Here is a 14,060-nt window from a genome sequence, read left to right as displayed (position 1 = left end):
CAAAATCTACAGTTGTTGAAGTGCCTGTTCCGCCAGGCTGGCAAAATAGTGCGCCGCCGGGGCAATTAAACGCTCATCCGGATTAAACGCTGGATGGTGGAGACCAAATTCGCTGGCGCTGCCGATGCTGACGAACGCGCCGGGAATATGCTGGAGATAAACGGCAAAATCTTCACCGCCGAGGTGTAAATCCGCATGGTGCGTGCGGTAGCCGGATTTATAGGCCACGTCGCTGGCAAAGGCAGCCCAGCGTTCGTCGTTCACCAGGGCGGTTGGCCCGGCATACCAGAACACATCGATCTGCGCGCCGAAGGCGCTGGCGAACCCGGCGGCAATTTCGCTAACCCGGGCTTTTACCCGCTGTTGAACTTCGCTGCTGTGGGTGCGCAGCGTTCCTTCCAGCTCGACGCTTTCCGGCAGAACGTTCCAGGTATTGCCACCCTGAATGCGCGTCACGCTAAGCACCACGGAATCAAGGGTATTCACTTCGCGGCTGGCGACGCTTTGCAACAGGGTTACCAGCTGACTGGCCAGCAGAATAGCGTCTTTACCCTCATGAGGCCGCGCGGCGTGCGCACCTTTACCGGTCACCTTAAAGACAAAACGATCGACGTTGGCGTAAAACGCGCCACCGCGAGTGGCGAACTCACCGACCGGCAGGCCCGGCTCATTATGCATACCGAAAATGGCGGAAACCCCCTCCAGCACGCCGGCGCGAATCAGGGTTTTGGCCCCGCCGAAACTCTCCTCCGCAGGCTGGAACAGAATACGTACCCGCCCCGCAAGCTGCGCTTCGCGTTGTTTAAGCAAAAGGGCTGCGCCAAGAATGACGCTGGTGTGAATATCATGTCCGCAGGCGTGCATCACCCCGGCATTTTGCGAGCGAAACGGTACGCTGGTTGCCTCTTCGATGGGCAGCGCGTCGATATCGGCTCGCAGGGCTATCACTTTATCACCGGAGCCGACTTCCGCCACCGCGCCGGTTTTCAGGTCATAAGGCAGTAAGCTAATGCCGCCGCTCTGCAACCAGTCACGAATACGTGCGGTGGTATCAACCTCCTGCAACGACAGTTCCGGGTACTGGTGCAGCTCGCGCCGCCAGCGAATTAACTGCTCGTCGAAACTCATGGCTGCACCTCCGCGCTCAAATGCGCCTGGGCCAGCAGGCGTAAGGAGTTAAGACGCGCCGCGCCGTCGCTAATGGGCGTATCGATAATAAATTCATCAATGCCCCAGGCTGACCGCAACGCATCCAGCTGCGCTTTGACCTGCTCTGGAGTGCCAAACAGCACCGCCGATTCCCGACGGGCAATATGCGTTGGCCTGCTGCCCGCCTGACGAGCAAACGCCGCCGCCTGCGACTCGCTACCGACGGTCACCCGCTGGCCGTTTTCCAGTTCAACGCCCCACACTTCCACTGTTTTTGCCAGCTCCACCGCCGTCGCGGCATCTTCAGCCACGATGACCTGAACGGCGACAATCGCTTCACGGCGGCTGAGTTCACGCCAGCGGGTTAGCACGTCGCGCAGCAAATTTTTATCGCCGTTAAGATGCGCAGCGAAGACAAAGTTCCAGTCCAGATGGGCCGCCAACTGCGCGCTTTCAAGGCTCGCCCCGAGAAGAAAACCGTCGGCGCGACGCGGCGGGATCGGCGTGGCGCGCACGCTCTCCTCGCCGTCGGCTTCGGTCAGCGACAGCCAGTTATCAAGCTGCGCCAACTGGTCGGCAAAAGTCCCTTTCTCCTGCGGATTAAGCCCCTGTTGTAAAGCACGCGTAGAAAGCGGCAGGCCGCCGGGTGCTTTGCCGACGCCCAGGTCGACGCGGCCCGGCGCAATGGCGGCGAGCATATTGAAATTTTCCGCTACTTTGTACGGGCTGTAGTGTTGCAGCATGACGCCGCCGGAGCCGACGCGAATCTTGCGGGTCTGGCCGAGGATCCAGGCGATCGCCAGCTCCGGCGACGGGCTCGCGAGCTGGTCGGTATTGTGGTGTTCGGCAATCCAGAAACGGTGATAGCCCCAGGCTTCCGCCTGTTGCGCAAGCGTTAATGTACGCGCCAGCGCCTGTGCTGCCGTTTCCCCGGCTGCCAGCGGGCTTTTATCCAGGATACTGATTCGATAAGACATTTCGCAGGCTCATGTGAATTAACATGTCTGCATTATTAGAAGCGGTCGCGGCCACTGAGAAACAATTTATTTACATGTGCTCTGCCGAAAATTAGATATGCGGGGGGTACGGAGTACCATTGGGAAAGGTCAAAAGCTCCCGGAGGCGGTGCTGGCGCACCTGTCCGGGCTACCGGTCCACAGACGGTTGTGAACCCGTAGCCCGACTGAACGCAGTGCGAGCCGAGGGTTTCTGGAGTTTAACGACGATCTTTCCAGACGGTTTGCACGTTGCAGAATTCGTGCAGGCCGAAGTGGGATAGCTCACGACCAAATCCGCTTTTCTTCACCCCGCCGAACGCTACGCGAGCATCGCTGGCGCAGTAGCCGTTGATAAACACTCCGCCGCACTCCAGCTCGCTGGCGAAACGCTGAGCCTGCTCCTCACTGGTGGTATAAACCGTCGCAGAGAGACCAAACTCGCTATCATTTGCCAGCGCCAGCGCATGGTCGGCGTCTCGTGCTTCGGTGATGGTCGCCACCGGGCCAAACAGCTCCTGGCGAAAACCGGTCATCCCGGAGGTGACGTTTCCCATCACCGTCGGCGCATAGTAGTTGCCCGCGCCTTCGATTTTTTCCGCGCCCAGCAGCAGGGTTGCACCTTCTTTTAAGGTTGCAAGCACCTGCTCATGTAGCTCATCGCGCAGGTCGAAGCGCGCCATTGGCCCGACATAGTTCTGCTCATCGCGCGGATCGCCCATTTTCAGCGCGGCGACGGCGGCGACAAATTTCTGCGTAAAAGCGTCAACAATCCCCGCTTCAACGATAAAGCGTTTTGCGGCAGCGCAGACCTGCCCGGTATTCTGATAACGACCAATCACCGCGGCCTTTACCGCCTCGTCGAGGTCGGCGTCGTTCAGCACGATAAACGGATCGGAGCCACCCAGCTCCAGCACGCATTTTTTCAACGCCGCGCCGGCCTGCGCGCCTATAGCCTTCCCGGCCCGCACGCTGCCGGTGACAGTCACGGCGGCAATACGCGGATCGTTGATAATCTGCGAAACGCCGTCGTTGGTAGCATTAACCCAACCAAACACACCTGCCGGGACGCCCGCTTGTGCGAAGATCTCACCGATTATCGCCGCGCTGCCCATCACGTTCGGCGCGTGCTTGAGCAGATAGCTGTTACCCGCCAGCAGAATCGGTACCGCACCGCGCAGCACCTGCCACACCGGGAAGTTCCACGGCATAATTGCGAGGATCGCGCCCATCGGGCGGTACTCAATCACCGCTTTATTGTCTTCAACGAGAGTCGCTTCGGTATTCAGCATCGCCGGACCATGCTCGGCATACCAGTCGCAAAGATTGGCTGATTTAGCGACTTCGCCGCGCGCCTGAGCAATCGGCTTGCCCATCTCAAGGCTAATCATTTGCGCCAGCTCTTCAGCGCGGACACGCATTGCGCTGCCGACGTTACGCAGCACCGCCGCGCGGTTCGCCACGCTGACGTTGCGCCACTGGCAATAACCCTGGTCCGCAAGGGCAATCGCTGAATCAACTTGCTGTTCGGTAGCCCAGGGCAGAGAGGACACCATTTCACCTGTCGTCGGATTCACGGAAACCGCATGAGTTGCAGATAAATTCATCGTTTTTCTCTCTGTATTGATTGCGAAGTGACCTTATTCTGACTTACCCTACCATTCATTAAAAATGAATAATATTAAGCAACTCATTCACAAAAGAAGAACACCATGGATCTGACCCAGCTTGAGATGTTTAACGCTGTTGCCAGCACTGGCAGCATTACCCAGGCCGCGCAGAAGGTGCATCGCGTGCCGTCTAACCTGACGACCCGTATTCGCCAACTGGAGGCAGATCTCGGCGTCGAGTTGTTTATCCGCGAAAACCAGCGCCTTCGCCTGTCGCCCGCCGGGCACAGTTTTTTACGCTATAGTCAGCAAATTCTGGCCCTGGTTGATGAGGCTCGCATGGTGGTTGCCGGGGATGAACCCCAGGGGCTGTTTTCGCTCGGATCGCTGGAAAGTACCGCCGCCGTGCGTATCCCTACTACGCTGGCGCACTTTAATCAGCGCTACCCAAAGATTCATCTTGCCCTCTCCACCGGTCCCTCCGGCACCATGATCGACGGCGTACTTGAAGGCAACCTTAGCGCGGCCTTTGTTGACGGTCCGGTGGTGCATCCGGGGCTTGAAGGGTTACCGGTGTTCCCGGAAGAGATGATGATCGTAGCACCAATGGGCCACCCGCCCATTGCTCGTGCCAGCGAAGTGAACGGAGCCAGCGTCTACGCGTTTCGCGCCAACTGTTCCTATCGACGTCATTTTGAAAGCTGGTTCCATGCCGATCGCGCCACGCCGGGTCGAATTCACGAAATGGAGTCCTATCACGGGATGCTGGCTTGCGTGATTACCGGGGCCGGGCTGGCGCTGATCCCGCGCAGCATGCTGGAGAGCATGCCGGGCCATCAACAGGTCTCCGCCTGGCCGCTGGCCGAAGAGCGGCGCTGGCTAACGACCTGTCTGGTATGGCGTCGCGGGGCGAAAACCCGTCAACTTGAAGCGTTTATAGAGCTGCTGAACGAAGATCGACAAGCAACAGTTTCTCCATAAAGATGCTTAACGGGTCCGGCTGATACGGCGCGAAGGCGCTGCGGGTCTGATAGCCATTACGGGTATATAACGCCACGGCCGCATGCTGATGGATGCCGGTCTCCAGACGCACGGTGTGGCACTCGCGCCGTAAAGCCTCTTCTTCCAGCGCCGCCAGCAGTTTCTCGCCAAGCTGCTGACCGCGATGGGTCGGGTCGATAAATACCCGCTTCATCTCACCAAAGCCCTCCTCCCCCAGCACAATTGCCCCACAGCCAATAGCCTGCTGTTGCGGGTCGCGGATCAGCAGCGCAATCACCGATTCAGGCGGCAGTGCACTAAGATCTATCAGATGGTTGCTTTCGGCCGGATAAAGCGCCTGCTGGTAGACGTCCAGTTGGGCTATCAAGGCGTTCAATTCCGGGTGGTTCAGCGGAGTCGCGGCGATGGTATACATAAATAAGCTCCTTTTTTAAGCGCACTGTAACGCGAGGCGTACGCTGAACCGCCATAGCATTAACTTATAGCTCCGCTCCCCTATTGCGCTAACCCCTTGAGGCGCAGTAATTTTGCGGCACGATGTCTGTTATCAGGAAAAAATGATGAATACCAAAGCGCGTAAGGTGATGATTATCGGAGCTGGGAACGTCGGTGCCTCTGCGGCCTATGCCCTGTTGAACCAGAATATCTGCGAGGAGCTGATCCTCGTTGATCTGAACAAAGCCCGCGCCGAAGCCCACGCCCAGGATCTCAGTGATGCGGCTGCCTATATGCCGGGGATGATGACGATTTCCACGCGGGAAGCCGGCGACTGCGCCGATGTCGATATCGCGGTGATCACCGTTTCTGGTGGCGCGCTCAAACCGGGCCAGACGCGCCTGGACGAACTGACCAACACGGCGAAAATCGTCAAAAGTATCGTCCCGCAGATGATGAACGGCGGCTTCAACGGCATCTTTCTGATTGCCACTAACCCTTGCGACATTATCACCTGGCAGGTGTGGCAACTTTCAGGCCTGCCGCGCAGTCAGGTACTGGGCACCGGCGTCTGGCTGGATACCACCCGCCTGCGGCGGGTGCTGGCCCAGGAGCTGGACATCGGTGCGCAAAGTATCGATGCCTTTATCCTCGGCGAACATGGCGATACCCAGTTTCCGGTATGGTCGCACTCGGCGGTCTACGGTTCAGCCATTGGTGACGTTTATCAAAAACATACCGGCAAAGCGCTGGACCGGGAGCTGATTGCCGAAAAGGTGCGCAAGCTGGGGTTTGAAATTTATTCGGGTAAAGGCTGCACCGAATATGGCGTTGCCGGGACCATCGCTGAGATCTGCCGCAATATTTTCACCGGCAGTCATCGTGCGCTGGCGGTATCGTGCATTCTTGACGGGGAATATGGCGTGAGCGGCGCGGCGGCAGGCGTTCCTGCCGTACTGACGCAAAGCGGCGTGCAGCAGATTATTGAGTTGCAATTAGCCGATGATGAAGCGGAAAAGTTCCGCCACTCTATTGAGGTGATTAAAGCCAATATCGCCCGATTACCGTAACCCGCGCTCCCGGCTAGTCGGCGATGATCAGCCGGGGATGAATATGCACTAACATCTCGCGCGTCTCTTCTGGCAGATGATTATCGGTAATGATATCGGTGAGCGAGTCGAGATGGGTGATGTTAAACAGCGACCAGGCGCCGTATTTCGAGCTGTCCGCCAGCAGAATGCGCCGCCGGGCGTTGGCGATTAAATCCCGCTTCAGCGCCGCTTTTTCTTCCGTTGGTGAAGTGACGCCCTTCTCCAGATCCCAGCCATTGCAGCTGACAAAAGCCAGATCGGGCCAGATATTTTGCAGCAGTCGGCGACCGTGTTCACCAATGCAGGACTGGCTGCTATCGTCAATACGCCCGCCGATAATGGTCACTTCGATTTGCTTGAATTCGGATAAAAACAGAGCGATATGCAGATCGCTGGTGATCACTCGTAGCGGCAGATGAGTTATTTGCCGGGCAAGTTCAATCATCGTCGTCCCGGCATCGAGGACAATGGCGTCCCCGGCCTTGACTAACGCCGCCGCCGCGCTGGCGATGGCGTATTTTTCCTGCTGGCTACGCTGGGATTTTTCCTGTGTCGTCGGCTGGGAAGGAATAAACCGGTTCAGGGTCACGCCGCCATGAGTACGGCTAATCACCCCTTCCTGATCGAGTTTAATCAGATCGCGGCGAATCGTGGCTGGCGACGCGGTGGTCACCGCCACCAGTTGATCCACTGTCACCAGATTATGGCTCTTCAGATAATCCATAATCTGCTCTAACCGGTTATATCCCTTCATATTATTCCTGTGCGATTTGCATGGCGAGCTCAATAGAGGTAGCCATGCTGTCAGACTTAGCTTTACCTGTCCAGGCAATATCAAACGCCGTGCCATGGTCTGCGGATGTGCGAATAAACGGCAGTCCGGCAGTGATATTTACCCCATCATAAAACCCGAGCAGTTTTAGCGGAATGTGTCCCTGATCGTGATACATCGCCACCACCATATCAAACAGTCCGTCGTGGCACTGCATAAATACCGTATCCGGCGGGCACGGGCCGGTCACGTTCAACCCTTTGGCCTTCATCGCTTCAACGGCCGGGCCGACGATACGAATCTCTTCATCACCAAACAAACCATTTTCCCCAGCGTGCGGGTTAACGCCTGCGACGGCAATGCGCGGATTGCTAAAGCCAACCCGACGCAGGAAGCTATCGGCGATACCAATCACCGTTTCGACCCGCGGCTGGTTTAGGGTATCGAGAAACTTGCGCAGCGCGACGTGGGTGGAAATATGGATAACTTTGAGCTTATCGGTATACAGCACCATCGCGTAATCTTTGGTCTTAGTCAGATGGGCCAGCATCTCGGTATGCCCCGGGAAATTGTGTCCTGCCAGGTGCAGCGCTTCTTTGTTCAACGGTGCGGTAGCAATTGCAAAAACCTCACCGGCCATCGCCAGTTCGGTCGCGCGCTTGATACAACGGTAGGCCAAATCGCCCGCCTGCGCCTGCACTTCCCCGACACGTAGCCCTTCCGGGTCGGCCAGCGGTTCGTCGATAACGTTAATGGTGCCAGGGCTAAACTGTGCCTGTCCGGGATTATCAATGATTCGCAGCTCGGCGCGCGGAGTGATCTCCAGCGCCAGAACACGCCGTAGCGTCTGCGCGCAGCCCACCACCACAACGGGTGCGCCGTTCAGTTTTCCCTCCACCAGGGACTTAATAATAATTTCCGGGCCAATGCCTGCCGGGTCTCCCATCGTTACCGCAATGATGTTAGTCACTCATTTTCTCCTCAATAAAGTTCACAACCTCCAGCAGCGTAGTTTCCGTTCCGAATCCGCCTGCCTTGGTCATTACCGGCCGTTGCCAGCTACTACCCAGAAAATTGCCGTACGGCACGCACTGCGCCACGCGACCTGTAATATGAAATCCGCTGGCTCCCAGAGCCTGCGCGACGGCGATAGCCACATCACCGCCGGATAAATAGAGCGCTCCCGGCTGACTTTGCGCGATGGCCAGTTCGCTGACTCGCGCCAGATAAGCGCAAATACGCTCGCCGAGGGTGGTGCGATCGACCCCATGCCGTTGGCACAGGGCTTCAATCCCCTTTCGCGCCTCGCTATCGGGGCGAGTGGTAACCACACAATGATTGCTTTCGCTCAACACCGCGGCAATGCGCCGGGCATCTGCCGTTGCGTCGCCGCCAAAGGCCATGGCGACATCAATTTCTACCCGTGTGATGCGAGGATGCTTCTCAAGGCATGCGATTTGCTGTTGAGCGATTTCACTCATCGAGCCAACGACCGCCAGCAACGGCCCGTGCGGCGCGGTGGCCAGGCTTCGCGCCAGGGCGTCACACAGCCCGGCAGACCCCACCAGCAGCACCCGCTGCGTAGATTCAGCCACTGCCGCGATAATGACGTCCAGTTGGGCGTTCTCTTCTGCATCCACGATCAGCACGCTTGCTACGTTTACGGTTTGCGCCAGCGCAGCCCCCAGCGTATCGACCGTCACCCGTGAACAGCGCGCATTGCTTTGCTGCGCCACCACGGTGGCGATATCAGCACTGCTAACCGGCGTTTTCGGGTCAGTTGCAAACTCAGTCTCATCAACCGGCAAGCCGTGCACATAGCACTTACCCTGCCGCGTCACCCGACCTGCCGTCGGGAAGGCAGGAGCCAGTACCGCGATCGGGCAGTTGAGCGCCGTCATTGCCGCGTCCAGTTCAGCGCCAAGATTCCCGCGCAGCGTGGAGTCGATTTTTTTGACTGTCCAGCGCGGCTGGAAACGCGGCAAAACCGCCTGTAGTAAATGTGTAACCCGCCGCGCCGCCTCTGCAGCGGACTGCGCACGGCTATCGCTATTAAGGATCAGCGCCTGCGCTTCTCCCTGGTAGCTGCCGCTGAACGCCACTTCCGCCCGCATTCCCGTCTCCGCCAGGCTAACTCCTGCGTCATTGGCACCGGTAAAGTCATCTGCCAGCACCAGCACCTTGTTATCACCGCAGCCCATCGTTTTCCCTTTTCTCGCTGTCCGAAACTGTTTATGATTATATTCAATCACAATTGATTAAATGTGAGCAAGCTCAAGTTATTAAACCGCCGTATAAATTATAACTTCACCCACAATGTGAGTGACCCGAATAACGGATGATTAAATTTAATCATTAGACAGGAGAAAGGAAGTGGCAACCATTAACAGCACTCTGATTAGCGGCGCGGGCGCGTTTACTGCCCTGGTTCCGTTGCTGACAGGTAAACAGCGCATTTTGCTGATCACCGACGCCAACGTCGGCAAACTTGACGCTGCACAGCAGATCCGCGCGATTGTGGAAGGCGAAGGACGTCAGGTACAGGTGATTGATGCGGTCCCTGCCGAGCCGAGCCAGCATGATATGGCGCAGATCCAGAACCTCGTTGGCGCAAGTCAGCCAGAATTAGTGGTCGGTATTGGCGGAGGTAGCGTCCTCGACGTGACCAAACTGCTCTCCGTTTTGCTGCATCCTTGCTCGCCGGGGCTGGACGCGCTGCTGGCAGGTGAAAAGCCGCAGCAAAAAGTGATGTCGCTGTTAATTCCTGCCACGGCGGGCACCGGCTCCGAAGCCACGCCGAACGCGATCCTGGCGATCCCGGAACAGAACACCAAGGTGGGGATTATCTCGCCGGTTTTGCTGCCGGACTATGTTGCCCTGCTGCCGGAGCTCACCACCAGCATGCCCGCGCATATCGCCTCTTCGACAGGCATTGACGCACTGTGCCACCTGATTGAGTGCTTTACGTCAACCGTCGCTAACCCGGTCAGCGATAACGCGGCGCTAATTGGCCTGCGCAAACTGGTACGCAATATCGAGCTTTCGGTGACCGAGCCGCAGAATCTGACCGCGAAGCTGGAAATGCTGTGGGCCTCATATTATGGCGGCGTGGCCATTAACCATGCAGGCACCCATCTGGTCCACGCCCTCTCCTATCCGCTTGGCGGCAAATACCATCTGCCACACGGCGTGGCTAACGCTATCCTGCTGGCCCCTTGTATGAAAGTGGTGCGTCCGCATACGGTCGCGAAGTTTGCGCAAGTCTGGGATCTGATCCCCGATGCCGACCAGACCCTCAGCGAGGAAGAGAAATCTTATGCGCTGGTTGAGTGGCTTGCCGCACTAGTAAAACGCCTGCAGCTACCGGATAACCTTGCCGCGTTGGGCGTACCGCAGGAGAGCATCGGAGAGCTGAGCGAAGCGGCGCTTAACGTCAAACGTTTAATGAATAATGCGCCGTGCAGCGTTAGCCAGGATCAGGTCCAGGCGGTTTATCGCACCCTATTTCCAGAACAATAACACCAGGGAAGAAATGAGAATGAGCAATGCAATTACCGGCGTACTGACCGCCATTGTGACCCCTTTTACCGTCGATGGCGCAGTGAATATTCCGGCGCTGAAGCAGCAGGTCCAACGTCAGCTCGCCGCGGGAAACGGTATTTTCTGTGGCGGTACCAACGGCGAGTTCTTTGTGCTCAATGAAGCGGAAAAAGTCGCCGTTGCCAAAGCCTGCGTTGAAGAAGTGGCCGGGCGCGCCCACGTGGTGGCGCATATTGGCGAAGTGTCGACTCGCGAGACTATTCGTTTAGGTAAACAGATTGAAAATCTCGGCGTCGATGCGGTCTCGGTGATCACGCCGTGGTTTGTGCCGCTGAAGCAGGATGAGCTTATCAGTCACTACACCGCCATCGCTGACGCCCTGAGCGTTCCGGTATTTCTCTACAACATTCCGGCGCGTACTGGCAACACCATTGAACCGCAGACCGCGCGCACGCTGGCAAAACACCCGAACATTATCGGCGTCAAAGATAGCGCTGGCAGCTACGAAAGCCTGAAGGGTTTCCTTGATACGGTGCAGGATATTGCCGATTTCGACGTGCTGAACGGTCCTGACTCGCTGATCCACCAGGGCTTCGTTGACGGCTGTTCCGCCTGTATTTCCGGGCTGGCCAACGTCGCGCCGAAAGAGATCAACGCCATTTGGGCAAACTTTAAAGCGGGTGATGTTGACGGCTCCCGTCTGGCTCAGGAGAGCGTGACCGGACTACGTACCGATCTTTATAAAGTGGCGTTCTCCCCGGCAGCAGTGAAAAAAGCCTTGCAGCTGATGGGCCATGAGGTTGGCGACAGCCGCTATGCGGTCAGCTTTACGCCAGCGCAGTGTGAGCAAATTAAACAGGTTATTGCTAAATATATTTCCTGACGATAACAAAAATAATTCCGGTGCTGTTTTAAACGAAAAGCAGCACCGACAAGATTCAAGACTATATACCCTAAATAATTCGAGTTGCAGGACAAGGCACATGCAGCTTGAAGTATGACGGGTATCGTAGCGTAAGGGATATTTTAAATGTTTATATGGATGCTTGACCCTGAAATATGGTTGACGCTGGTTACGCTCACCTTTCTGGAAATTATTCTCGGGGTCGATAATATTATTTTCCTCTCGCTGGTGGTGGCAAAACTTCCGCCGCATCAGCAAAATATTGCCCGTAAGTTGGGATTAAGTGGCGCGATGGTAATGCGCGTGTTATTGCTGGTGTCGATTGCCTGGCTTGCACATATTACGGTTCCGTTGTTTACCATTGCAAATTTTGTGGTGTCGGTGCGCACGATCATTTTATTTGTTGGCGGTTGTTTCCTTATTTACAAATCGCTGCAGGAGATCCGCGGCGAACTGATGCAGGAAGAGGAGTCACACGGCGGCAGCCATCGTCAGCTCTCACTGGCAGGCGCTATCGTGCAGATCATGCTGCTGGATATTGTCTTCAGTCTGGACTCTGTGATTACCGCTGTCGGTTTGTCACAACATATTTTCATCATGATTACCGCCGTGATTATTGCCGTGGGCATAATGATGTTCGCCGCTAAAACTATTGGTGATTTTGTCAATAATACGCCAACAATGAAAATGCTGGCATTAACCTTTTTGTTGCTGGTTGGCGCATTACTGGTTGCCGATAGCCTGGAAGTCCATATTGCGAAGGGATATCTCTATTTTGCTATTTTCTTCTCCCTGACCGTAGAAACATTAAATATCGTTCGCACTAAAAAAATCATTAAGGCTTCGCAGCAGGATGAAGCTTACGACTCATTACAGCTCAATAAATAAAACCCTACTGAATAATAATGGAGTATGAATATGTCTGTAGTAACCGCAATTCGCGACGGGATGATTTGTCAGCATGAACAAGATGCGCGTGTGGAAACCGCGATGCTGCCGTCATCTTGCCCGCAAAACCATGCAGCTAATCTGCTGCCGCTGCCGGACGGCTCGCTGATGTGCGTGTGGTTTGGCGGTACCCAGGAAGGCGTTGCCGATATCTCCGTTTGGGGCTCGCGCCTGCTCCCGGCAAGCCGTCAATGGAGCGATGCAGTGAAACTGTCCACTGATGCCAGCCGCTCCGAGCAGAACCCAGTGCTGTTTCTGGCCCCGGATAACGTGCTGTGGCTGCTGTGGACCGCGCAGATCTCTGGCAACCAGGACACCGCCATCGTGCGCTACCGCCAGTCGACCGACCTGGGCCAGACCTGGGGCGAGATTGCCACCCTGCTCGACAAACCCGGCACCTTTATTCGCCAGCCGATCACGGTGCTGGAGAACGGTAACTGGCTGCTGCCGGTGTTTTATTGCCGCACTCAGCCGGGGGAAAAATGGGTTGGCAACGATGATATCAGCGCCGTCAAAATTTCCTCCGACCAGGGCAAAACCTGGCGCGACGTCGACGTACCGCAAAGCCTCGGCTGCGTGCATATGAATATCACCGCCCTGCCAGGCGGCACGCTTGTCGCACTATTCCGCAGCCGCTGGGCCGACAATATCTACTACAGCCAGTCGGTAGATAATGGCGAAAGCTGGTCAGTACCGGAACCCACTGAACTGCCGAATAACAACTCCTCGATCCAGGTGACTACCCTTGCCAGCGGCGAACTGGCACTGGTGTTTAACCACAAGAGCGCAGCCGGTGCCCTGGAACGTCGTGTGTCGCTTTACGATGAAATCGACGATGGCGATAACAGCCGCAAAGAGCCAGAAGTCATCAATGGTCGCACCGCTTTCTGGGGCGCACCGCGTGCGCCAATGACCGTCGCTATTTCCGCCGATGGCGGTAAAACCTGGCCGTGGCAGCGTAATCTCGACGAAGGCGACGGTTACTGCATGACCAACAACTCGCTGGATAAACGTAACCGCGAGTTCTCCTACCCGAGCATTAAACAAGGCGCGGACGGTTCTCTGCACATTGCCTACACCTGGTTCCGCCAGGCGATTAAATACGTGCACGTTTCCCCGCAATGGGTGAAGGAGTCAGCCCGATGATCGTCGGAAATCTTGACGCCCTGCCGCTGGCAGGGCTTCCCCCCGCGCTGTGGCAAATATTGTCGCACCCGGACGCTTCGCTACAGGCGCTAAGCGCCATGGAAGACGGACGCTGGCAACCGGAGGGTTGCGGCTGGTTTTGCAATATCGGCGAGGCGCATACCCAACCTGCCGCACAGCGCCACAGCGAATATCACCATCAATGGGCAGATATTCAGGTGATGCTGTCAGGCTGCGAGGTGATTAACGCGGGAATGCAGGCTGTCGCATGCGATGGCGATGAAGAGCGCAAACCGGATCTGTTTATCGCTCATGATTGCCAACATCCGGTAACCATCACCCTGCACGCCGGTGATTTTGCGGTCTTCCTGCCCGGAGAACCCCATCAGGCGTTGTGCGCACCAGGCGCTCCGGCAACGGTGCGAAAAGCGGTCTTTAAGGTGCCGCGCGAGATGCTGGAAGGGTAAA

At 56.7% G+C, this 14,060-nt stretch carries 14 protein-coding genes; 7 read left to right on the top strand and 7 right to left on the bottom strand.

Features of this window, described 5'->3' with window-relative positions:
* Positions 1–6: 6 nt before the first annotated feature.
* The 3 genes from DA718_RS13870 to sad form a co-directional block, all read right to left on the bottom strand.
* Positions 7–1,128: an amidohydrolase gene (locus tag DA718_RS13870; RefSeq protein ID WP_112214259.1), complete on the bottom strand. Its 1,122-nt coding sequence runs from the start codon at positions 1,126–1,128 to the stop codon at positions 7–9.
* Positions 1,125–2,126 (bottom strand): LLM class flavin-dependent oxidoreductase, encoded by a 1,002-nt coding sequence (locus tag DA718_RS13865; RefSeq protein WP_112214260.1) that lies wholly within the window; start codon positions 2,124–2,126, stop codon positions 1,125–1,127. Before DA718_RS13865 ends, DA718_RS13870 begins: the two co-directional genes overlap by 4 nt.
* 239 nt (positions 2,127–2,365) lie before the next feature.
* Positions 2,366–3,751, bottom strand: a complete 1,386-nt coding sequence (gene sad / locus DA718_RS13860; RefSeq protein ID WP_112214261.1) for a succinate-semialdehyde dehydrogenase — start codon at positions 3,749–3,751, stop codon at positions 2,366–2,368.
* 105 nt (positions 3,752–3,856) lie between these two features.
* Between sad and ptrR the strand changes: the two genes are divergently transcribed.
* Entirely contained in the window at positions 3,857–4,735 is an 879-nt protein-coding gene (ptrR, locus tag DA718_RS13855; RefSeq protein WP_112214262.1) for a putrescine utilization regulator PtrR, read from the top strand.
* On the opposite strand, the gene DA718_RS13850 is transcribed toward ptrR, so the two are convergent.
* Positions 4,689–5,171: a GNAT family N-acetyltransferase gene (locus DA718_RS13850; RefSeq protein WP_112214263.1), complete on the bottom strand. Its 483-nt coding sequence runs from the start codon at positions 5,169–5,171 to the stop codon at positions 4,689–4,691. The genes ptrR and DA718_RS13850 overlap by 47 nt on opposite strands.
* A gap of 145 nt (positions 5,172–5,316) precedes the next feature.
* Here DA718_RS13850 and DA718_RS13845 point away from each other — a divergent pair, with 145 nt between their 5' ends.
* Positions 5,317–6,261, top strand: coding sequence for an L-lactate dehydrogenase (locus DA718_RS13845; protein WP_112214264.1), 945 nt, complete (start codon positions 5,317–5,319; stop codon positions 6,259–6,261).
* Between the two features lie 13 nt (positions 6,262–6,274).
* On the opposite strand, the gene DA718_RS13840 is transcribed toward DA718_RS13845, so the two are convergent.
* From DA718_RS13840 to dtnK, 3 genes are read right to left on the bottom strand one after another with little or no spacing between them, the layout of a single operon-like run.
* Positions 6,275–7,036 (bottom strand): DeoR/GlpR family DNA-binding transcription regulator, encoded by a 762-nt coding sequence (locus tag DA718_RS13840; RefSeq protein ID WP_112214265.1) that lies wholly within the window; start codon positions 7,034–7,036, stop codon positions 6,275–6,277.
* Between the two features lies 1 nt (position 7,037).
* On the bottom strand, positions 7,038–8,024 hold the full coding sequence (locus tag DA718_RS13835) for a D-threonate 4-phosphate dehydrogenase (protein ID WP_112214266.1): 987 nt from the start codon (positions 8,022–8,024) through the stop codon (positions 7,038–7,040).
* Positions 8,017–9,255: a D-threonate kinase gene (gene dtnK, locus DA718_RS13830; protein ID WP_112214267.1), complete on the bottom strand. Its 1,239-nt coding sequence runs from the start codon at positions 9,253–9,255 to the stop codon at positions 8,017–8,019. The genes DA718_RS13835 and dtnK overlap by 8 nt, the downstream gene beginning before the upstream one ends.
* A gap of 172 nt (positions 9,256–9,427) precedes the next feature.
* Between dtnK and DA718_RS13825 the strand changes: the two genes are divergently transcribed.
* The 5 genes from DA718_RS13825 to DA718_RS13805 all read left to right on the top strand — a co-directional run bounded on the left by DA718_RS13825 (position 9,428) and on the right by DA718_RS13805 (position 14,059).
* Complete coding sequence (locus DA718_RS13825; RefSeq protein ID WP_112214268.1) at positions 9,428–10,573, top strand: iron-containing alcohol dehydrogenase; 1,146 nt, start codon at positions 9,428–9,430, stop codon at positions 10,571–10,573.
* A gap of 19 nt (positions 10,574–10,592) precedes the next feature.
* Positions 10,593–11,477, top strand: coding sequence for a dihydrodipicolinate synthase family protein (locus DA718_RS13820; RefSeq protein ID WP_112214269.1), 885 nt, complete (start codon positions 10,593–10,595; stop codon positions 11,475–11,477).
* A 147-nt stretch (positions 11,478–11,624) separates the two neighbouring features.
* Positions 11,625–12,386 carry a TerC family protein gene (locus DA718_RS13815; protein WP_112214270.1) on the top strand — a complete coding sequence of 254 codons (762 nt, stop codon included), beginning with the start codon at positions 11,625–11,627 and terminating at the stop codon, positions 12,384–12,386.
* 30 nt (positions 12,387–12,416) lie between these two features.
* Positions 12,417–13,592 carry a sialidase family protein gene (locus DA718_RS13810; protein WP_112214271.1) on the top strand — a complete coding sequence of 392 codons (1,176 nt, stop codon included), beginning with the start codon at positions 12,417–12,419 and terminating at the stop codon, positions 13,590–13,592.
* Positions 13,589–14,059 carry a NanQ anomerase/TabA/YiaL family protein gene (locus DA718_RS13805; RefSeq protein ID WP_112214272.1) on the top strand — a complete coding sequence of 157 codons (471 nt, stop codon included), beginning with the start codon at positions 13,589–13,591 and terminating at the stop codon, positions 14,057–14,059. The genes DA718_RS13810 and DA718_RS13805 overlap by 4 nt, the downstream gene beginning before the upstream one ends.
* Position 14,060 lies beyond the last annotated feature (1 nt).

The organism is Klebsiella huaxiensis (assembly GCF_003261575.2).
Taxonomy (GTDB): domain Bacteria; phylum Pseudomonadota; class Gammaproteobacteria; order Enterobacterales; family Enterobacteriaceae; genus Klebsiella; species Klebsiella huaxiensis.
The sequence above is the reverse complement of the archived record's forward strand: the minus strand, read 5'-3'. Positions and strand labels throughout refer to the sequence as shown.